Source organism: Bifidobacterium jacchi, assembly GCF_009078285.1.
In the GTDB taxonomy this organism is placed as follows: Bacteria; Actinomycetota; Actinomycetes; order Actinomycetales; family Bifidobacteriaceae; genus Bifidobacterium; species Bifidobacterium jacchi.
In genome coordinates this window covers 94,331-115,207 of the sequence record NZ_RQSP01000002.1, presented here as the reverse complement: position 1 = coordinate 115,207, position 20,877 = coordinate 94,331, and the positions used below count along the sequence as shown (strand labels likewise).

Genomic DNA, 20,877 nt, shown 5'->3' with positions numbered 1-20,877 from the left:
TATTGTCCCTCGGGCTTCGGTATCGTTGATTCATGTGCGAGTTCTCTTCCAATAAAGCCCTCCAATGGTACGACGAGGCAGACATCAGCCAAGTCCACGACCTGCTCACAAACGCCGGCGCCAGTAGCATCTGGGTCAAACGACTGTTACGAAATCACAACAGCAAGCAACAGATTTGGCTAGCAAATGATCCATCCGATTTGTCGTTTCTGCCATTAGGCGAGCCGTCGTACACACCAGCCAAATCCCAAAAGAAGAAGGCAGGCAGCCCAGTCATCCAAATTCCCGTGACATGGCAATGGGTTACACCTAGCGGTCAGTTTGAAGCTCCTGACGCTAAACTCTGCTACTACCCTCAGTACCCCGAAGTCCGTTTCTCCGGATTCCTGCGCGGATGTAAAGAGGCTCCGAACGAACTATTGAGCGAAACCAGACGCGGACACGAAGAAAACCGCTGCCTGTTTCTCGGCCCTGTGAAGAACACCACTGGCAAAGTCACCCATGTAGTCGCACTTGTCGTCGGTGCATCCTCGCCGGCTGCACAGTACGTGCTTGGCATGGAAACATTTGAGACTGGTCATCTTTGCCCGATCATTTACAAGAGCACAAAGCAACATGACGAGTTCTCTGTGCTTGAACATGCGTTGGCAAACATTATTGGTCGTAAGATCACTCCTTGGAGGCTTAGCAACGACGGTGTCGTCGTTAAGCCGTACATTGCGCCCAATGCTCCGGGCCTGACCTTGGAAGCGGAATTGGGTGTGGGCGAGAACGCCATCCCCGGTCCGGACTTTGATGTCTGGGAGCTCAAGGCCATCAAGCAGAAATCATTGGAACGCCGTTACAGCCACAAGGTCACGCTTTTCACCCCACAGCCTGACATGCCATCAACCGGTAGACTGTCCACCGTGGACTTCGTGTTCAAATACGGGCATGCGTACACGAGGGACGATGAAGGCAACCCCACCAGCTACTACTTCACCTCCGGCGACATCCAGAGCGAAGGTGAAGACAAGCCTAGCGCAAAACTTGAACTGGTCTTGGAAGGATTCACCGACGCTAAACACTTCGACCCCAATGGCATGATCGCTCTCTACGAGAAGGGTACAAAGAACCTTGCCGCCGGATGGTCGTTCCTGAAATTGCTTGGCCACTGGCAGCGCAAGCATAATCGCGCTGCATATGTTCCTTATCTTCGCGAAGGCAAAGAGACCAGCACTGTAGTCGAGTTCGGCCCACTCGTCACCTTAGGTGTTTCCACCAGCTTCGGCCTCTTCCTTCAAGCCGTTAAAGATGGCATAGCCGTTTATGATCCTGGTGACAAGGCAACCATTGTGAACGGCAAATGGAAGCCGAAGGCCCGCAGCCAGTTCCGTATTGACATCAAAGACATTGCGGCGATCTATCAGGAAGTTCGCGAAGTCGACATCCGTAACTACCACAACAACGAAGATCGCGTATGAGGTCAGTCATTGTGTTTTCGTAATTGCCATTTCATATGATCTACAACTACGGTATGACAGTTAACTGATTTCATCTCCTTGCACATACTATTATGCCGCGTCAGAAGTTCGTTGACGAATTCGCTACCCCTCAGTCCCGCTTCGCGGTCCAGCTCCCCCTGACAAGGGGAGCTAACAACATAATCAACGAACTTCCGACGCAGTACACTATTTTCTTCAATATTTCAGCTCCAAGGGGGTGCTGATGTATATCATGACACTGACGCGTTGGGGCGATGATTACGTTGTTCCTTTGCCAGACGAATTGATTGCTCAAGTCGGCCTACATGTAGGCGATGAATTAGATGCACGTGTTGAACAGGGATGCTTGTTTCTTACCCCTATTCGAAATCAGTCATCTCAATCAACGAATGATTAGCATCGCTGGCTAATCACGTCACACTGTATTGCAATGATGGGTTGCGATGATGGGGTACATCACCACGGAAAGCAACAATGAATGGTAAATCTACGCTGATTTACTTGGTTCTGTTGTGTATGCATTACCACGTCGCCTATGCGAGCCTTACCACTGCATAGGCGACGTGTAGGACAACATCACAATGTCACACCCAGGAATCGGTGTTCGGCTTCTGGGAATCAGGAATCAACATGGAGAGGATGCGATCCATGTCTTCGGGTGAAGAGAATACGATCTCGATTCTTCCATGCTGCTGTGAACCCTTAATCGACACTTTCGTGTCGAAGTGGTTTTCGAGATTCCTTTGAATCGGCGAATTCGACCATGGATTGTTCTTGTTGGCTCGCACCTTCTTGGGCTGCTCCCCCTGCGCGATCTTCAACGCCACAATCTCCTCAGTACTGCGTACGGACAATCCCTCAGCAATGATTCGCTTAGCCAGATCATCCATAACCTGCTCATCGCTCAATGCTAGCAACGCTCGTGCATGACCGGCTGACAGCACTCCGGCGGCAACCTTCTTCTGCACCGATGGAGGAAGGTTCAGCAAACGAAGCATATTGGCTATCTGCGGGCGAGATTTCGACACCGACTTTGAGAGTTCCGCCTGAGTCAGACCGAATTCATCGATCATCTGCTGATAGGCAGCAGCTTCTTCCAATGGATTCAGCGCCACACGATGAAGGTTCTCAAGCAGCGCATCACGCAGCATATCGTCATCAGCCGTGGTTTTGACGATCGCCGGAATCGCCTTCAACCCAGCTAGGCGCGCGGCACGCCATCGCCGCTCACCCATGATCAGTTCATATTCGCTATTTGTATCACCGATGACATGATGCGTTTCATGTGAAACATCGCTACTGGATTGCTCTGACTGTGTTTCACGTGAAACATCCTGAGATTCGGTCTTTCGCGATGCCGCACCCATTGAATCAGCGGCATGCTGGATCTTTAGAGCCTGAATCTGACTCAACGGTCGTTTACGAACAACGATTGGCTGAAGAATACCGACTTCTTTGATTGAAGCGGCAAGTTCATTCAGCTCATCTTCATCAAAAATCGTACGAGGCTGATGAGCATTAGGCCCAATGGCATCGATGTCAATCTCAGCGAGATACCCACCGTATACAGGTTTGAGATCATCCGTTTCTGGATTTGTTTCACGTGAAACATGTGAATCCTGCGTATTTCCCGTATCAGAGGAGTTGACAGTCATGCTATCCGTATTGGAAACAACTGCATTCATCTCACCAAAGAACACATCGCTTGGATGCTGAACAATATCATTCAGCATAGGCATCGACGCTCGACGAGGTCGAGACGAAGATGCCTTGCCATGTGTAGCAGAAATCTTCGTTGCGGCTTCAACCTGCTTATCTGGAACAGATTCCGAGCCTTGAGAGTTATCGGCCTTATCGATTGTTTCACGTGGAACATCAACACGATCAGGAAGCTCAGGAGTCTGATTCGTCTTCTGTTGAGCGCTTGCAGACTTAGATGTTTCACGTGAAACAATCTGATCTGAATTGGAATTATCATCAACAGAAGCGGCATTGCGCTGTGACTTCTGGGGTGCATTCTCCCCTGGTAATGCGGGGAACAATGCACCAAGGCCCTTCCCAAGTCGAGACTTAGATGCCATGTCAGTTCTCCCCTCGCTTCGTTGCAAGTTCCTTGATGACCTGTTCCGAGCGACGCGCAATTTCAAGAGCCGCCTCTCGATACGCAATAGCACCCATACCGTGACCGTCATAGGCAATAACAGTCTGTCCGAAGCTGGGAGCTTCAGCAATCTTCACAGTACGCGGAATTGTCGTGTCAAGAACAATATCAGGATAATGTTCCTTGACTTCAGTATAGACTTCCTTACTTAGCAGCGTTCGTTTATCGAACATCGTAACCAACATGGTTGAAACAAGAAGATCAGAATTATAGTGATTCTGGACCAAACCAATCGTATTAATGAGTTGGCCTAGACCTTCAAGCGCATAGTATTCAGCCTGAATAGGAATCAGCACTTCATTGACAGCACACATGGAATTGATGACCAACAAGCCAAGGCTAGGAGGACAATCAATAAGCACATAATCATAATCACCCTGATGCTGTTCAAGGAAACTGATAACAGCGTTATGAAGAAGCTCGCTACGATTAGGTTCATCAGCAAGTTCGAGTTCGGCACCGCTCAGGTCAATTGAAGCGGGAACTACTTCAAGGTGATCGAAATCAGGACAGACCTGTTTGACGTCGTCAATGCTAAGTCGGCCTTCTAGTACATCGTAAACAGAAGGTTCTCCTGAATTATGTTTGATACCAAGAGCAGTTGATGCATTACCCTGAGGATCCATGTCAATGACAAGAACATGGAGACCGGCAAGAGCCAAAGCAGCAGCAATATTGACAGTAGTAGTGGTCTTACCAACACCACCCTTCTGATTTGCCACAGCGATGAGACGAGTGTCGGAAGGTTTCGGGTAAACAGCATGATCGATTTTATTCAACCGAGAAGTTGCTTCCGCTATCTCAGCACCGAGTGGCGAATCGGATGAGCCGAAAATACGTTTGATGGTTTGTGCGGCGGATTCGACGAAAGTGTCTTTTGTCGAACGCTGAGTGCCGGAATCTGTCACGGTTCCTCCTTTATACAATATGTCCAGTTTCATCGTGGATATGGACATGAGAGTTGCGCACACAGTTATCCACAATGGTGTGATTAACTGTGGATAGCGTATGTCAACAAAAGACGTAAAACGACTGATAAAGGGCTCGAAAACTCAATCGTTTCAAGACTTTTCAACGATTACAGGTTTCCGACCAAACAGATTGTGGAAAGCTGTGCAAGAGGGGCAAAAATGTGGATAACTCAATACGATGTAACAGAACAACATAGAGGAAACATCTTGTATGATTCAGATATCCACAAATCAATAAATGTCAGTCGTACAATCATCAAACCGCGCACAAATATCAGATACTCAATCATGGAATGATGAACTAGCATCCTGCGTCAGAAATTCATTGACGAATTCACTACCCCTCAGTCCCGCTTCGCGTGCCAGCTCCCCTTACAAGGGGAGCCAAGAATATGATCAAAGAACTTCTGACGCGGCACACTAGCATCCCACATCAGAAATATGTTGACGGATTCATTACACCTCAGTCCCACTTAGCCGGGCCAATCACGGACGCGCTGCGCGCGCAGCAAGCCTGCTCGCCGGTCGGCTCGCACGTTGCCTACAAACAGCTCTGCTGTTTGCATAACGGCAACGTCCTGACAAGGGGAGCCAACAATATGATCAACGAAGTGCTGACGGAGAACACTAGCGGATATGTCAGCAAAAGCAGACGATAACAACAACAATATACCGACTGATCTTAGAGCAATCGATCAACGTTTATCAATCAACACAACGTGCGTAGGTTCAAGTCCTTCGCCGACAGCAGCTTCAACAACACGAGGATTGACTCCCCCACGCTTGGCGATCTCTTTCGCAGCCTTGTCGATCTCCGCCTGTGCGGAACGTCCTTTTAAAGCAACTAGACGACCATTGGGCTTCAACAACGGCAACGTCCATCCACTGAGTTTGGTCAACGGCGCAACCGCACGACACGTCACTACAGCGTAAGGATGAAGATCACGGTTTTTGCGCAGCCGAGCAATCACTTCCTCGGACCGAGCGCGCACAATCTCCACGTTGTCGAGCTCCATCTCATGAACACATTCGTCGAGCCATTCCACTCGCCGTTCCATCGGCTCGATCAACGTAAAGTGATGATCAGGAAGACATGCGGCAGCAACCAATCCGGGGAATCCACCACCGCTACCAACATCGGCAACCGTCTTGAAACGCTGCCCTTTCGTCGCCTCAACGATAAAAGGAACCACGGCGGCAGAATTGAGAATGTGACGTTCCCAGATAATGGAAACATCGCGAGGACCGATTAGGCCACGAGGTTCACCCTCGTTACGAAGTTTCACGTGAAACACATTGAGCTTATCAAAGGCATCGCCAAGCACATCACGTACAACGTGAGACCCCTCAAGCTCATCTTGAGGTGTTTCACGTGAAACATCATCAATCACGACTCAATATCCCCTTCAACAAAGCCACCAAGATCATCCGAATCATCAGCATCGGCGGCATCATCAACATTGCGCATATACACAGTGACGTAGCGCTTGGGCTCCTCACCATGAGAGCGCGACTTGAAGCCCTCCTCGCGCACGACATCGTGAACGACCTTACGCTCGAACGAGTTCATGGGTTTGAGATCGACAGGCTCGCCAGTCTCCTTGACCTCATCGACAGCATCAAGCGCGATATCACGCAATTGCTGGCGTTTGCGCTTGAGGAAGCCATCAACGTCAACAATAAGATGCGATCGCTCGCCGGTCTTCTGCTGAACAGCAAGGCGAGTCAACTGCTGGAGAGCGTCAACGACTTCGCCATTGCGGCCGATCAGATGTTTGATGTCGGTATCATCATCGGCGACGATCTGCACCATTGCACGATTGTTGCGCACCCCCATCTCGATGTCACCATCGTAGTCGGCGATGTCAAGCAAGCCCTCCAGGTAATCGGCAGCAATGTCAGCTTCCTCGTTGAGCTGATCGATCGTCTTGTCTTCATCCTGCGCCATGTCAACTACTCCTTATCACGCGAGATTTGATACAAGTCTAAAACAAGAGCCTGCGGACACGCACAACACATGTCCGCAGGCAGAACGACTACTTCCTAGGGGAACGCCGGTTTTTCCGTTGAGGCTGCGAACGCTGATAGCCCTCGGAGCTCTTGCGCTCCGCATCCTCGCGCGCCTTCTGAAGTTTCTCCTCTTCGAGAGAGGGAAGACCAGCCTTGGCTCGACGCTCGTTCTCATGGCGATGGTCACGTTCCTTCTTCTCCTCGGCGGCGGGAGAACCAGGCGTCGGGAACGCGTACACCTGCCACATGGAGCGCAGCAGGTTACACACATTGTTGGTCAGCCAGTACACCAGCACGGCGAACGGCATGATCGCGCCGGAGAACACGTACATGAGCGGCATACCCCAAGTCATCACCTTCTGCATGGTGTATGCAGAACCCTGCATGGAGGCCTTGGGCATGTTCTTACGCATGTTGTTGAACTGCATGAACCACATGCAGGCGCACATGAGAATCACGAAGACACCGATGACGACCTGTCCGCCGACCTGTGCCGTACCGAACGTATCAGTGACGGAGACGATGCCAAACACCTTGGTCTGGGCGAACTGCTTGGCGGTTTCTACATCAAACGCACCAAGCGCGGCGCGCTTGCCGCGAGCGATATACGGAATGGCCGAAAGCACATAGAACATGCACATGAACACAGGACCCTGAATCAGCATTGGCAGACACGAACCGGCGGGATTCGCGTGATTGTCCTGATACAGCTTCATCATCTCACGGCTCAAAGCCTCTTTGCTGGCCTGATCCTTCTTGCCCTTGTACTTGTTCTGGATGTGCTGCATCTTGGGCTGTAGCGCCTGCATCTTGCGCATCGACTTCATCTGCCGGATATAGATCGGCAGAATGCAGGCGTGCACCACAAGCACCAGGAAGATGATCGACAGCACCCACGACAGACCGATGGGCGACATGCCAAGCAGCGTCAGAAGACGGTGGAACAGCGCCATGATCTGCGTCATCAGCCATTCGACCGGGGTGAGCAGCTTATAGAGCCACCCCCAGAAGCCGCTGTCAAGCAGGAAGTTATCAGAGTTATACATCGCTTGGGCCATCTCCTTCATCTACGGCCAGTGGTGTCAGCCGAGGTTCCTCGTGGGCCTTCGACCAGGAAAAACGATAAAACAATGAGAAACGCTGCGGCACATCGTCGATGCCGCCTCTACTCCAGGGCCGACAGCGCAACAGCCGAAGGAGGGCCAGAAGCCCACCTCGAAATGCCCCATACCGCTGCAGGGCCTCGATTGCATATCGTGAACAGGTTGGATAATAGCGGCAACATGGCGGGTTGTTCGCAGAGATGGTTCGCTGATACCAGCGTATGGCTCGAATCATCCCGTTGCGAACCATCATGATCGCCATGGAATTACGCCTCGGTGGACTTGCCGTCCTCTAACGCTTTGCTGACCTTACGGTTCACCGAGCGAAAGAGGTGATCGACTTGACGATCCAATGATTGAAAATCCGCAATGGCGGCACTGGGCTTCGCTCGGAGCACGATATCGCATCCAAGCGGAAGCTGCGCCTCATATTGCCTTGCGATGACACGGAAACGGCGCTTCACGGCGTTTCTGGTGACTGCCTTGCCGACCGACTTGGATACGGCCAGTCCAAGACGGCGATCCTCAGGCTGAAAGGATGAGGAAGACCGCCCTGATACCAAAGCATCGTCGCGCACCAAATAGTGCACGACGATGTCATTGGCACTCACCTTATGGCGACGTTTAAGCACTGTGACGAAATCACGGTGACTAGTGAGCCGTTTCACGTCTTTCGCCGATTGAATCAGGCGGACAGAACCTTGCGGCCCTTGGCGCGGCGACGGTTGATGGTCGCACGGCCGGAACGAGTGCGCATGCGCAGGCGGAAGCCATGCTTCATGTGACGACGGCGGTTGTTCGGCTGGAATGTCCTCTTCATAGGTAACGCTCCCGGTTTTCAGCCATGCGGACGCATGGCTCCTCATGAGTCATAAGCTATACCAAAATACTCTCACCCCTACCCACAAGTCAACACGCGGACCGAGTTTCCATATGCCGGACATGCGAAAACCCTGCGAAAACATGCGAAAATCGTTGCAATAGTGCCGAAAACAATGGGAAAGTTATCCACAAATTACACCGATGTTATTCACATTTCAGCAATTGCAACACGCAAGCCTGTGGATAACTTCTCGAAAACGGAGTAAATATTAGCTGTTGTACTTTTTAGACGTAGTGACTGTGAGGAGGGCCGATGGCTGACATGTCACATGACCCGACCGCGCAGGCGACCCGCATCTGGGGCGATGCCCTCGCCCTGCTCAAGCACAATTCATCGTTGACCGCCCGAGACAAGGGCTGGCTTGAGGGCGTGGTCCCCGAAGCCGTGTTCGGCACCACCATCGTGCTGTGCGTGAACAACATGGCGACTCAGCAGGCGATGCAGAACGAACTCAACGACGCGTTGCTGCAGGCGCTGAACATCGCATCGGGAATCGCCATGTTCCCCGCGTTCAAGATCGTGCCCCGCACCGAAACGACGCCGCAGGAAACCGAGGCCGCGACGCCGGCGCCGAAGCCGCGTCCGACCTATACGCAAAGCCAGTTCGACATACGCAATGCGCCGACGGTAGCCGATCTCGGGCAGGAATCCTACCGCCCAGTGATGCCGCCGATGCCGCAGCGACCGCCGGTGCCGTCGAATCCGGCGCCGCAGCGATCGCAACGGCGTAGCGATTCGACCGGCAGATCGGCGCAACCGAACGTCGCTGCAACGCCGAAGCCGAAGCCTCAGCCATTGCAGCAGACGACGATGCCGACGCCGCAGTTCACCGGCAACCGGCAGCAGGTCGCGCGCGATCCGGAAACGCATCTGAACAAGAACGCCACGTTCGACACGTTCGTCCCCGGGGATTCCAACCGCTTCGCCCGAACCGTGGCGCTGGCGGTGGCCGAGGGCTCGGGACGAGACTTCAATCCGCTGTGTATCTACGGCGGCTCCGGTCTGGGCAAAACGCATCTTCTCAACGCGATCGGCAACTACGCGCTGGTCAAGGACCCGACGCTGAAGGTGCGCTACGTGACCAGCGAGGAGTTCACGAACGAGTTCATCGAGGCGCTGCAGAATCCGAACCAGAGTCAGGGGCAGATCGCCGAATTCAACCGTCGATACCGCGAAGTCGACGTGCTGCTGATCGACGACATCCAGTTCCTTGGCGGCAAGGATGCGACGCTCGAGCAGTTCTTCCACACGTTCAACACGCTGTATCAGGCCAACAAGCGCATCGTCATCGCATCCGACGTGCCGCCGAAGAACCTCAAGGGCTTCGAGGCGCGTCTGATCTCGCGATTCGAGTCCGGCCTTCCGGTCGACGTCAAGCCGCCGGACTTGGAGACGCGCATCGCGATTCTTCGCATGATGTCGTCGATGAACCACAGCAACATTCCCAACGATGTCCTTGATCTGATCGCGGAACGCTTCACCGAGAACATCAGGGAGCTGGAGGGCGCGCTGACGCGCGTGACCGCGGTCGCGTCGCTGAGCAGCCAGCCGGTGACGCGGACGCTGGCCGAGCAGACGCTGCAGGACTTCTTCACGACGGACATCGAGATCAAGCCGACGGACATCATCAGCCAGGTGGCGAAGTACTTCCATCTGACGTTCGACGATCTGGTGGGCAAGGGGCGCACGAAGAACGTCTCTCTTGCCAGGCAGGTGGCGATGTATCTGTCGCGCGAGATGACGAGCATGAGCCTGGTCGCGATCGGCGAGGTGTTCGGCGGGCGCGACCATACGACCGTCATGCACGCCTATGCGCGCATCAGCGGCGAGATGCAGCAGAAGCAGGAGATCTACAACTACGTGATGGAGCTGACGCTGCGGCTCAAACAGCATTCCTCGGGCGGCAAGTAGCCCGGAAGGCCGGAAAGGAAGGCCAACGCTCAAAAGCCAGTATAACCAGCCTGCATATGCCGTGAATGTCAGCATCCTCAGTGAGCTGGTGTCGTACGTTTGCATGCCCGCTTCCATAGGAATCTTCGGTATGTGTTGCATATGCCGAAGTCATTGCAACGACCTGCATAGCGCATCACGCGCCGCCTGGCTACCGGTGACGCTTGATCGGCACCGACGCTGCCTCGCTCCTTGATCAGCGCATTGTGGGTAAATCAGGAACGTAGTTTGCGCACAACAACGAGGCGGCGACACGCCGATGCTGTGGATAGTCCTGAAAAAAGTTATCCACATGCTTATTCACAATTGTGGGCAAACCCTGCGGAAAACCCGTGGATAAGCCATATTCTGAAGGTGTATAACTCGTGGACTACTCGGCGTCGAATGTGGACAACTCAACAACGAGCAATTTGCTGTGGAAAACCGACTGAGTTATCCACAGAAATTCAGGAAACTATCCACAGGCGGTTATCCACATAAAGTCCAGTGGATAAAGCGATTCCGGGCATTATCCACATATCCACAGCGCTTATTACTACGGTTACTTACGTACTTTCTAAGATCATCATCGTCATAACGCGCCGCCTTCCAAATCCGTTCGCTCCGGCGAATGCGACGTGGCAAAATGAAACTCAGCACAGCATCACTCAACAGCTACGAAAGCAGGACCCATGAAAGTCGAAGTCAATTCCGCCTCCCTCGCCGACTCGGTCGCCTGGACGACGCGCATCATCAAAAGCAATCCGGCCAATCCGATACTCGCAGGCATCCGCTTGGAGGCATCGGAAGGATCCCTTCGACTCTCGGCATTCAACTTCGAACTCTCCGCGCGCGATCAGATCGAAGCGGGCATCGACGAACCCGGAACCGTGCTGGTGCTCGGTAAACTGCTCGCCGACATCACCAAAAGCCTGCCCAGTGAGAAGGCGTATTTGACGACCACCGATTCGACGCTGACTATCACCTCCGGCAAGTCGACGTTCACGCTGCAGCTGATGCCCGACGCGGAATACCCCGATCTTCCCGTCGTGCCGGCGAAGCTCGGCCAAGTCGATGCGCAGACCTTCGCCCAGGCCGTCAATCAGGCCGGCGTCGCGGTCTCCCACGAAGCGAACCGCCCGGTGCTGACCGGCATCCGCATCGAATTCGACGGCGACAAGGTCACCATGACCTCGACCGACCGTTTCCGTCTTGCCCGCACCACATTCACCTGGACCCCGCAGAATCCCGACAACAAGACCACCACACTGGTGGGCGGCGCGCTGCTTCGCGACATCGCGCGCTCGGTCGACGAACGCCAGAACGTCGTCATCGACTACGACGAGGAATCGCAGACCATTCTCGGCTTTGAGAACGCGGGTCGCGTCTCCACGTCGCAGCTCATCGACGGCGAATTCCCCGCGGTGGATCGCCTGTTCTCCGACGAGTACCCGATCCAGGCGGTCATCGACCGTCAGAAGCTGATCGGTGCGATCAAGCGCGTCGCACTGGTCGCGGAACGCAACGCGCCGATCCGCATGACGTTCTCCGGCCAGGAGCTGACCCTGTCGGCCGGTGCCGCGGACGAGGCGCAGGCCAAGGAGACGCTCGACATCGACATGGACGGCGACGACATCACCGTCGCATTCAACCCGAACTACCTGATCGAAGGCCTGTCCGCGATCGCGGAGCCGTTCATCCGCATGAAGATGACCACGGCGGTCAAGCCGGTCGAATTCAACGGGCAGCAGGAATCGGATTCGGACGAGTCGATGGACTACCGCTATCTGCTCGTTCCGATGCGCTTCCAGAGCTGACGAAGCCGACAAAGCTGACAAAGCCGCATCGCATCCAACGCGATCCAATGCGACCAGCGGAATCGAAACGAAACGCGAACAACGAAACGCGAAAGCTGAACCGACCTCATGCACATCTCCCGTCTTGCGCTCGACCACTTCCGTTCCTGGGACCACTGCGTGCTTGATCTCAAGCCCGGCGTGACCATCCTCCAGGGCGCGAACGGACTGGGCAAGACGAACCTCGTCGAAGCGGTCGAAGTGCTTTCGACCGGCGGCAGCCATCGCACGTCGTCGTCGCTTCCGCTGGTCAAACGCGGTGAGACCAAGGCCACGATCAGGGCCAACGTGGAACGCGAGGGCGCGGGCGGCACGGTCACTCTGGAGGCGACGATCAGCGCCAAGGGAGCCAACCGCGCCCGCGTCAACGGCTCAGCAAGCCGGTATCTGCGCGACATCATCGGGCAGATACCGTCGGTGTCGTTCGCGCCGGACGATCAGCGGCTGGTGTCGGGCGATCCGGCGGCGCGGCGAGGATTCCTTGATCAGGCGGGCGCGCTGCTGATCGCGGGGTATGCCAGACGGCTGCAGGACTACACGAAGATCGCCCGCCAGCGCGCGGCGCTGCTCAAGCAGCTCGGCGGCAGACAGGACGGTGCGGATGCCACGCAGGCGGCGCTTGCCGGACTTGAGGCGTGGACCGGACAGTTCATTGCGATGGGCGTGGCGCTCACGCGGGACCGCATCGCGTTGACGCAGCGTCTCGCAGGACCATTCGCGCGGATCTACGCCGAACTTGCCGGAGGCGATACGGCCGGCATGGTCTATGAGCCGTCGTTTGACGAGGTGTTGCAGCAGGAGGCTCCCGAAGCGCAGATCAGCAGCCATTTCCAGCGGATCTACCCGGGAGAGGTGGCGCGCGGGCAGAATCTCATCGGTCCGCATCGCGACGATGTGACGCTGCTGCTTGACGGCATGCCGGCGCGCGAGTTCGCGTCCAACGGCGAGAGGTGGACGCTGGCGCTGGCACTGAGAATGGCGCAATACGAGCTGGAAAGCGAGCTGTACGGCATGCGCCCGCTGGTCATTCTCGATGATGTGTTCGCGCAGCTTGACGCGAACAGGCGCGAGCAGATCCTGCGGTTCGCAGCCCAGCAGGATCAGGTGCTGATCACGGTCGCGTCCGCGTCCGATGTGCCGGACGGGCCGGTTCGCCGGCACGCCGAGGTGATCGACGTGGCCGCGCTGGTCGCCGCTCAGCAGGCGTGGCTGCATCCCGAGGCCGGTGGGGTTGCTGCGGCTGGTTCTGTTGCGGCACCGACTTCACCGACCGCATCGACCGCACAGGCGGCGCGATCATGACTCCGCCGATCACCAGCCTGCTGCATCTTGACGAGCGCAAGCTGCCAGCCGAGGTGTACGAGCGTCTCGCGGCGCGCAACGGAATCATGAGCAAGGCCGACTGGCAGCGCAAAAGCGACGAGGCAAGGGAGAACTTCGGCAAGCCGGGCCGCGATCCGGCGGCCTTCGCCAGCGTGCTCGGCGCAATCGCGGGCCGGGGAGGATGGACTCCCCAACTTAAGCTCGCCCAGCTGCGCAACCATTGGGATCAGGTGGTCGGACCGGCGATCGCCATGCATTCGACCGTCGCCGGATTCCGCGACGGCATACTGACCATTCGCACCGAATCCGCGGTGTGGGCCACGCAGCTGACCTATATGATTCCCCAGCTGACCGCGACGATCCGCGAGCGGCTGGCCGGACTGAGCATCGAGGAGATTCGCGTCACCGGGCCGCAAAGCGGGTATCAGCGCAGCGGCTATCGCGGCTATCGCGGCGGACAGCGATAACCGGCCGGCGTGTTTTCGGCAATGGCGTGTTGGTTGCCAATTGGCAACTATCCGTGCGCTGTTCGTGTAACGTGGATCCCTGATATACCGCCATTCATGGTTTTCTGACTGGTTGCCAATTGGCAACCAACATGCCATTGGCGCGAACGGCGTCCGTTGCCTCGCGTCGCAAGCCTTGCGGCGGAAGCTGAGATTGCCGTACCTGCTGGCCGGGAGCAGCAAAATCCCAACAAGACATCAGCAGGGCGATATGGCGGTGAGCCGCTGTATTTCGTCGCTGTGCGGTGTGTCGTGTTATCTGAGTAAACTTACGTGCACACTAGGTAAACGGCTGTAAGGTGCCTTTATTGGCTTTCTAGGGCATAAGGCCCATATGAATGGCCTCACAGCCGCAGAAAAAACAGAAAGGAATCCTGTGGCAGAAGAATCAGACCCGCTTGGTGATTCCACTGAAAGCATAAACGGATCGGCCGCGGCCGGCACGGCCGATCGACAGACCAGACTCGACCAGGTCAACGAGCAGATCAACAACGATGATCTCGTGGATGCGCAGCTCGACGAAAGCATGTCCCCCGACCACTACGATGCCAGCGATTTGAAGGTCCTTGAGGGCCTTGAGGCCGTGCGCATCCGCCCGGGCATGTACATCGGCTCCACCGGTCCGCGCGGCCTGCATCATCTTGTCTACGAAATCGTCGACAACTCGGTCGACGAGGCGCTGGCCGGCTACGCCACGCATATCGAGGTCACGATCCTTCCCGACAACGGCATCCGCGTCGTCGACGACGGCCGCGGCATCCCGGTCGACGAAGTGCCGGGCGAAGGCGTCTCCGGCGTCGAAACGGTCATGACCAAGCTGCACGCCGGCGGCAAGTTCGGCGGCGGCGGATACGCGGTCTCCGGCGGTCTGCACGGCGTCGGCATCTCCGTCGTCAACGCGCTCTCCACGCGCGTCGACATCGAGGTGCGCCGACAGGGATTCCACTGGACGCAGACCTACATCGACCAGCATCCGACCGCGCGCCTCGCCAAGGGCGAGCCGATGGCCGAAGGCGAGTCGACCGGCACGTCCGTGACGTTCTGGCCGGACGCGAAGATCTTCGAAACGACCGTCTACGACTTCGAGACGCTGCGTGCGCGCTTCCAGCAGATGGCGTTCCTCAACCGTGGTCTCAAGATCAGCCTGACCGACCTGCGCGAACCGGACATGGCCGGCGACGAGGTGGCCGGTGCGGACGACGCCGACGGCGAGCCGAAGCACCAGACCGTCACGTACCGCTATGAGAACGGCATCAAGGACTACGTCGACTATCTGGTCAAATCCCGCAAGGCGACGCCGGTCGAGGACGATGTGATCGACTTCGAGGCGGAGGATCTCAAAATCGGCATCTCCGCCGAAATCGCCATGCAGTGGACGACCGCCTACTCCGAGTCCGTGCACACGTTTGCGAACACGATCTCCACGACCGAGGGCGGCACCCACGAGGAGGGATTCCGCGCCGCGCTCACCGGCCTGGTGAACCGCTACGCGCGCGAGAAGAACATCCTCAAGGACAAGGACGACAACCTCTCCGGCGACGACGTGCGCGAAGGCCTGACGGCGGTCGTGTCCGTCAAGCTCACCACGCCGCAGTTCGAGGGCCAGACCAAGACCAAGCTCGGCAACTCCGAGGCGAAGACCTTCGTGCAGCGCGTGATGACCGACAAGCTCGGCGACTGGTTCGACGCGCATCCCAGCGAGGCCAAGAACATCATCCAGAAGGCCATCGAGGCGTCGCGCGCGCGCATCGCCGCGAAGAAGGCCCGCGAGAACACGCGCCGCAAGTCGATCTTCGAATCGGCCGGCATGCCCGACAAGCTCAAGGACTGCCAGTCCAGCAATCCCGAGGAATGCGAGCTGTTCATCGTCGAGGGCGATTCGGCAGGCGGCTCCGCGATCCAGGGGCGCAACCCGGAAACGCAGGCGATTCTGCCGCTGCGAGGCAAGATCCTCAACACCGAGCGCGCCTCGCTCGACCGCATGATGAAGTCCGACACGATCGAATCGCTGATCACGGCGGTCGGCGGTGGCTACGGCGAGGACTTCGACGTGAGCAAGGTGCGCTACCACAAGGTCATCATCATGGCCGATGCCGATGTGGACGGCGCGCACATCGCCACACTGAATCTGACGCTGTTCTTCCGCTATATGCGCCCGATGATCACCGCCGGATACGTGTACGTGGCCATGCCGCCGCTGTACCGGCTCAAGTGGACGCGCGGCGATCACGACTACGTGTACACCGACAAGGAGCGCGACGAGAAGCTCGCCGCCGGACGCGCCGCTGGACGCCAGCTGCCCAAGGGCGAGGGAATCCAGCGCTACAAGGGTCTGGGCGAGATGACCTACCAGGAGCTGTGGGAGACGACCATGGACCCCGCCAAGCGCATCCTCAAGCAGATCCACATCGAGGACGCGGCCGCCGCGGACGAGACGTTCTCCATGCTCATGGGCGACGACGTCGAGCCGCGCCGCCTGTTCATCCAGCGCAACGCGAAGGATGTTCGCTTCATCGACGCGTAAGGACTTCTCGCGCGGCGCCTCTGACAAGGGAAGCTGTCCGCAAGCTAGTCAAATGAGCACCATGCTTGGCTCCCCTTGTCAGGGGAGCTGTCAGCGTAGCTGACTGAGGGGTAGCGATACGTTCGGAACGTTCCAAGGGTGCGACTACCCCTCAGTCTCGCTTCGCGAGCCAGCTCCCCTGACAAGGGGAGCCTCGAAATAGCTTTTCAATAACACAAAAGGAATAATCAGTGGCAGACGAAAACAGCACCGGAGGCACCGGCGAGTCCGGCAATGACCTGCCGGAGCAGAACGACGAGCGCGCAGAGCACTCGATGGAGCCCACGAGCCCGCAGGCCGGCGAACAGCTGGTCCTCGACGAGCATCGCGTGGCCCATACGGACATCCAGAAGGAGATGCGTCAGTCGTACCTCGACTACGCGATCTCCGTCATCGTCGAACGCGCCCTTCCGGACGTGCGCGACGGCATGAAGCCCGTCCACCGGCGCATCGTGTACGCGATGTACGACGGCGGATACCGCCCGGATCGCGGCTATTCCAAGTGCGCGCGACCGGTCGCCGACGTGATGGGCAACTACCATCCGCACGGCGACGCGGCGATCTACGACACGTTGGTGCGCATGGCGCAGCCGTGGTCGATGCGCTACACGCTGGTCGACGGTCAGGGCAACTTCGGCTCGGCCGGCGACGATCCGCCCGCAGCCATGCGTTATACGGAATGCCGCATGATGCCGCTCGCCATGGAGATGGTGCGCGACATCGACAAGGACACCGTCGACTTCGTGCCCAACTACGATGGCCGCACGCAGGAGCCGACCGTGCTGCCTGCGCGCTTCCCGAATCTGCTGGCGAACGGATCGTCCGGCATCGCCGTCGGCATGGCGACCAACATCCCGCCGCACAACATGCGCGAACTGGCGCAGGGCGTGCACTGGGCGCTTGATCATCCCGAAGCGACCCGCGAGGAGCTGCTCGACGCGCTCATCGGCATCATCAAGGGGCCGGACTTCCCCACCGGCGCGACGATTCTCGGCCACAAGGGCATCGAGCAGGCGTATCGCACCGGCCGCGGTCTGATCACCATGCGCGCGGTCGTCAACACCGAGGAGATCAAGGGCCGCATGTGCCTGGTGGTCACCGAGCTGCCGTATCAGGTCAACCCGGACCGCCTGGCCGCGTCGATCCGCGAAGGCGTGCGCGACGGCAAGATCCAGGGCATCGCCGACATGCGCGACGAGACGTCCGGCCGCACCGGCCAGCGACTCGTGCTCGTGCTCAAGCGCGACGCCGTGCCGAAGGTCGTGCTCAACAACCTGTACAAGCACTCCCAGCTGCAGCAGACGTTCGGCGCGAACATGCTCGCACTGGTCGACGGTGTGCCGCGCACGCTCTCGCTCGACGCGTTCATCCGCCACTGGGTGAGCCATCAGCTTGAGGTCATCGAGCGGCGTACGCGCTATCTCAAGCGCGAGGCCGAGGAGCGCGACCACATCCTGCAGGGTCTGCTCAAGGCCATGGATGCGATCGACGAGGTCATTCGCCTCATCCGATCCAGCCAGGGCCGTGAGGATGCGCGTCCGCGACTCATGGAGTTCCTTGACATTGATCAGGTGCAGGCCGACGCGATTCTGTCGATGCAGCTTGTGCGACTCGCCAACATGGAGCGTCAGAAGATCATCGACGAACATGAGGAGCTGCAGCGCAGGATTGCCGACTATGCCGACATCCTCGCCAAGCCGGAGCGTCAGCGCGCGATCGTCGGCGACGAGCTCGACGAGATCGTCACCAAGTACGGCGACGACCGGCGCACCAAGATCCTGCCGTTCAGCGGCGAAATGAACGTCGAGGACCTGATCGCCGAGGAGAACGTGGTCGTCACCGTCACGCACTCCGGATTCATCAAGCGAACCAAGGCCGACGAATACCGCGCGCAGCACCGCGGCGGCAAGGGCATCAAGGGCGCCAAGCTGCGCGAGGACGACGTGGTGGACCACTTCTTCCTCACGTCCACGCACAACTGGCTGCTGTTCTTCACGAACAAGGGCCGCGTGTACCGCATCAAGGCGTACGAGCTGCCCGAGGGGTCGCGTGACTCCAAGGGCCAGCATGTGGCGAATCTGCTGCAGTTGCAGCCCGGCGAGGCCATTCAGACCGTGCTGTCGATTCCGAACTACGAGGTCGCCAAGTACCTGGTGCTCGCGACGCGTACCGGCAAGGTCAAGAAGACCGCGCTGGCCGAATACGATTCACCGCGTCAGGGCGGACTGATCGCGGTGCGGCTGATGACCGACGAGAACGGGGATGCGGCAGACGAACTGATCGGAGCCGCGCTGTGCAACGCGGACGACGACATCGTCCTCGTCTCGAAGCTCGGCATGAGTCTCAAGTTCGTGGCCGACGACGATCAGCTGCGCCCGATGGGCCGACAGACCGCCGGCGTGCAGGGCATGAAGTTCCGCAACGGCGACGAGCTGCTCGCGATGGACGTGGTGCCCGCCGACTCCGACAAGGATCTGCTCGTGGTCACCAACGAGGGCTTCGCCAAGCGCACCGCGATCGGCGAGTACCGTCTCCAGGGCCGCAACGGCTTTGGCGTCAAGGCCGTGCAGCTGGTCGAGGGACGCGGCTCGCTGGTGGGCGCGCTCGTGGTCGCCGAGGACGATCAGGTGCTCGCGATCATGAAGTCCGGCAAGGTGATCCGCTCCGACGTAGCCGAGGTCAAGCGCACCGGCCGCACCACGCAGGGCGTCACGCTCGCCAAGCCCGACAAGGGCGACGAGATCATCTCCATCGCGCGCAACGAGGAGAAGGACGACGACGATGCGGTGACGGCTGGTGATGGCGGGGCCGGGGCTGCTGCGGATGCCACTGCTGCCGAATCAGCCGAACCAGCCGAAGCGGGAGCGAATGTAAACAACCCGGAACAACCCGCGGACGACGGCGAGTGACGGGACGGGTAGCTGATAGCCTTCGATAGTATTCGACTAGTATTCGCGACTAGTATCGACTAGCTATCAGCTAGCCGAGGCGCAGGCTCAACCAAGGAGCACCAAGGAGCAACGATGAGCGAGAATCTTAATGGCGAGGCCGGCCGCATGCCGCGCACGACCCGTTCGGCACAGAGCACCGGTCTCGGTGGCGCGTCCTCGTCCGAGGTGCCGCCGACGGTTTCGTCGTCCCGGTCGTCTCGCCCGGCACGGCGTGGCGGTGTTCCGCGCGCGAGGCGCATGAACCTGTCGATCACGCATGTGCAGGTGTGGTCGGTCGCGAAGGTCGCCTTCATGCTGTCGATCGCCGGAGCGATCATCCAGATCGTGGCCGCCGCGCTGGTATGGGTGCTGCTTGACGCGGTCGGCGTGTTCGGTCAGCTGACAAACCTCATGTCGTCCGTCAACCTTGACAGCAGCGCCTTCAACCTGAGCAACGTGCTGAGTCTGTCGACGGTATTGTCCGCGGTGACGATTCTGTCGATCATCGGCGTGGTGCTGGTGACGCTGCTCGCGGTGATCGGCGCGCTGCTGTACAACGTGGTCAGTTCGCTGGTCGGCGGTCTGCACGTCACGCTCGGCGACGACTGATCGGCTTTCGGTCGGGGTTGTCGGCTGGCTGGTTGCTGGTTGGCTGGCGGTGGTGCTGACTACATGAGTGGCTGCTGTATGAGTGGCGGCTGATCAGCTCCGGTGACATGGCAGATGCAGCACAATGGCGCATTGGTTGCTCATTGGCACCAATGCGCCATTGTCGTATATGAGTGTCGTTTCTGTCGTTTCTGTCGTTATCGTGGGTGGTGGTTCGTTGTTGAGCCGTGTTGTTGAGCCGCTGGGATAGTAGGGGAAGAGCGCTCATCGGGCAGGACGCTCTTCGACCAGGAAGAACCATGGAACTTGCGCCAAGTGGTGTCCCTGCTCTGGTGTCCTTCTCTGGCTCCCCTCCTGCGCCTTTCTCTACCTTTCTCGCTTGCTCTCGCTCGTGCTTCCTCTCTCTTGCACTCGCTTGCGCTTCTTGCTTGCGCTTTCTTTGCGCAAGGATTTTTCGGGATTTGCCCTGAGTTCGTAGAATCCTTGCGCTTAGTGGCGTCTTGGCGCAAGGATTCTACGAAGTTCCCCTTCTTTCCGAGAAATCCTTGT

Annotated in this window: 17 protein-coding genes; 9 read left to right on the top strand and 8 right to left on the bottom strand. The window is 57.8% G+C overall.

The annotated features are described in order from the left end of the window. Positions 1-32: 32 nt before the first annotated feature. Positions 33-1,463, top strand: a complete 1,431-nt coding sequence (locus EHS19_RS01055) for an MvaI/BcnI family restriction endonuclease (RefSeq protein ID WP_151915935.1) — start codon at positions 33-35, stop codon at positions 1,461-1,463. 244 nt (positions 1,464-1,707) lie between these two features. Further along, positions 1,708-1,881, top strand: a complete 174-nt coding sequence (locus EHS19_RS10625; RefSeq protein WP_175578224.1) for an AbrB/MazE/SpoVT family DNA-binding domain-containing protein — start codon at positions 1,708-1,710, stop codon at positions 1,879-1,881. Between the two features lie 187 nt (positions 1,882-2,068). Here the strand turns inward: EHS19_RS10625 and EHS19_RS01050 are convergent, their stop codons facing one another. The 8 genes from EHS19_RS01050 to rpmH all read right to left on the bottom strand — a co-directional run bounded on the left by EHS19_RS01050 (position 2,069) and on the right by rpmH (position 8,549). Then, complete coding sequence (locus EHS19_RS01050) at positions 2,069-3,565, bottom strand: ParB/RepB/Spo0J family partition protein (RefSeq protein WP_151915934.1); 1,497 nt, start codon at positions 3,563-3,565, stop codon at positions 2,069-2,071. 1 nt (position 3,566) lies between these two features. Further along, positions 3,567-4,553 carry a ParA family protein gene (locus EHS19_RS01045; protein ID WP_241676995.1) on the bottom strand — a complete coding sequence of 329 codons (987 nt, stop codon included), beginning with the start codon at positions 4,551-4,553 and terminating at the stop codon, positions 3,567-3,569. Between the two features lie 758 nt (positions 4,554-5,311). Then, complete coding sequence (gene rsmG / locus EHS19_RS01040) at positions 5,312-6,007, bottom strand: 16S rRNA (guanine(527)-N(7))-methyltransferase RsmG (protein WP_151915933.1); 696 nt, start codon at positions 6,005-6,007, stop codon at positions 5,312-5,314. After that, a complete protein-coding gene (locus tag EHS19_RS01035; RefSeq protein ID WP_151915932.1) occupies positions 6,004-6,564 on the bottom strand; it encodes a Jag family protein in 561 nt (186 codons plus the stop codon). The genes rsmG and EHS19_RS01035 overlap by 4 nt, the downstream gene beginning before the upstream one ends. Positions 6,565-6,652: 88 nt before the next feature. Beyond that, positions 6,653-7,672, bottom strand: a complete 1,020-nt coding sequence (gene yidC, locus EHS19_RS01030; RefSeq protein WP_151915931.1) for a membrane protein insertase YidC — start codon at positions 7,670-7,672, stop codon at positions 6,653-6,655. Then, positions 7,665-7,982 carry a membrane protein insertion efficiency factor YidD gene (gene yidD / locus EHS19_RS01025; protein WP_151915963.1) on the bottom strand — a complete coding sequence of 106 codons (318 nt, stop codon included), beginning with the start codon at positions 7,980-7,982 and terminating at the stop codon, positions 7,665-7,667. Before yidD ends, yidC begins: the two co-directional genes overlap by 8 nt. Positions 7,983-7,995: 13 nt before the next feature. After that, positions 7,996-8,397 carry a ribonuclease P protein component gene (gene rnpA / locus EHS19_RS01020; protein WP_151915930.1) on the bottom strand — a complete coding sequence of 134 codons (402 nt, stop codon included), beginning with the start codon at positions 8,395-8,397 and terminating at the stop codon, positions 7,996-7,998. A gap of 17 nt (positions 8,398-8,414) precedes the next feature. Next, on the bottom strand, positions 8,415-8,549 hold the full coding sequence (gene rpmH / locus EHS19_RS01015; RefSeq protein ID WP_151915929.1) for a 50S ribosomal protein L34: 135 nt from the start codon (positions 8,547-8,549) through the stop codon (positions 8,415-8,417). Between the two features lie 324 nt (positions 8,550-8,873). On the opposite strand from rpmH, the gene dnaA reads away from it, so the two are divergent. The 7 genes from dnaA (at position 8,874) to EHS19_RS00980 (ending at position 20,328) form a co-directional block, all read left to right on the top strand. After that, positions 8,874-10,523 carry a chromosomal replication initiator protein DnaA gene (dnaA, locus tag EHS19_RS01010; protein WP_421745032.1) on the top strand — a complete coding sequence of 550 codons (1,650 nt, stop codon included), beginning with the start codon at positions 8,874-8,876 and terminating at the stop codon, positions 10,521-10,523. 710 nt (positions 10,524-11,233) lie between these two features. Next, positions 11,234-12,358 (top strand): DNA polymerase III subunit beta, encoded by a 1,125-nt coding sequence (gene dnaN / locus EHS19_RS01005; RefSeq protein WP_151915927.1) that lies wholly within the window; start codon positions 11,234-11,236, stop codon positions 12,356-12,358. A gap of 108 nt (positions 12,359-12,466) precedes the next feature. Continuing rightward, complete coding sequence (recF, locus tag EHS19_RS01000; protein WP_151915926.1) at positions 12,467-13,699, top strand: DNA replication/repair protein RecF; 1,233 nt, start codon at positions 12,467-12,469, stop codon at positions 13,697-13,699. Continuing rightward, complete coding sequence (locus EHS19_RS00995; RefSeq protein WP_151915925.1) at positions 13,696-14,187, top strand: DciA family protein; 492 nt, start codon at positions 13,696-13,698, stop codon at positions 14,185-14,187. Before recF ends, EHS19_RS00995 begins: the two co-directional genes overlap by 4 nt. Positions 14,188-14,560: 373 nt before the next feature. After that, positions 14,561-16,750 (top strand): DNA topoisomerase (ATP-hydrolyzing) subunit B, encoded by a 2,190-nt coding sequence (gene gyrB / locus EHS19_RS00990; protein WP_151915924.1) that lies wholly within the window; start codon positions 14,561-14,563, stop codon positions 16,748-16,750. Positions 16,751-16,980: 230 nt separating this feature from the next. Beyond that, a complete protein-coding gene (gene gyrA, locus EHS19_RS00985; protein WP_151915923.1) occupies positions 16,981-19,698 on the top strand; it encodes a DNA gyrase subunit A in 2,718 nt (905 codons plus the stop codon). Between the two features lie 114 nt (positions 19,699-19,812). After that, on the top strand, positions 19,813-20,328 hold the full coding sequence (locus EHS19_RS00980) for a DUF3566 domain-containing protein (protein WP_151915922.1): 516 nt from the start codon (positions 19,813-19,815) through the stop codon (positions 20,326-20,328). Positions 20,329-20,877 lie beyond the last annotated feature (549 nt).

Bases quoted from the DNA above. Each gene is read 5' to 3' on its own strand.
- EHS19_RS01055 (WP_151915935.1), top strand. From the start codon at position 33: ATGTGCGAGTTCTCTTCCAATAAAGCCCTCCAATGGTACGACGAGGCA.
- EHS19_RS10625 (WP_175578224.1), top strand. From the start codon at position 1,708: ATGTATATCATGACACTGACGCGTTGGGGCGATGATTACGTTGTTCCT.
- EHS19_RS01050 (WP_151915934.1), bottom strand. From the start codon at position 3,565: ATGGCATCTAAGTCTCGACTTGGGAAGGGCCTTGGTGCATTGTTCCCC.
- EHS19_RS01035 (WP_151915932.1), bottom strand. From the start codon at position 6,564: ATGGCGCAGGATGAAGACAAGACGATCGATCAGCTCAACGAGGAAGCT.
- yidC (WP_151915931.1), bottom strand. From the start codon at position 7,672: ATGTATAACTCTGATAACTTCCTGCTTGACAGCGGCTTCTGGGGGTGG.
- yidD (WP_151915963.1), bottom strand. From the start codon at position 7,982: ATGATGGTTCGCAACGGGATGATTCGAGCCATACGCTGGTATCAGCGA.
- rpmH (WP_151915929.1), bottom strand. From the start codon at position 8,549: ATGAAGAGGACATTCCAGCCGAACAACCGCCGTCGTCACATGAAGCAT.
- dnaA (WP_421745032.1), top strand. From the start codon at position 8,874: ATGTCACATGACCCGACCGCGCAGGCGACCCGCATCTGGGGCGATGCC.
- dnaN (WP_151915927.1), top strand. From the start codon at position 11,234: ATGAAAGTCGAAGTCAATTCCGCCTCCCTCGCCGACTCGGTCGCCTGG.
- recF (WP_151915926.1), top strand. From the start codon at position 12,467: ATGCACATCTCCCGTCTTGCGCTCGACCACTTCCGTTCCTGGGACCAC.
- EHS19_RS00995 (WP_151915925.1), top strand. From the start codon at position 13,696: ATGACTCCGCCGATCACCAGCCTGCTGCATCTTGACGAGCGCAAGCTG.
- gyrB (WP_151915924.1), top strand. From the start codon at position 14,561: ATGAATGGCCTCACAGCCGCAGAAAAAACAGAAAGGAATCCTGTGGCA.
- EHS19_RS00980 (WP_151915922.1), top strand. From the start codon at position 19,813: ATGAGCGAGAATCTTAATGGCGAGGCCGGCCGCATGCCGCGCACGACC.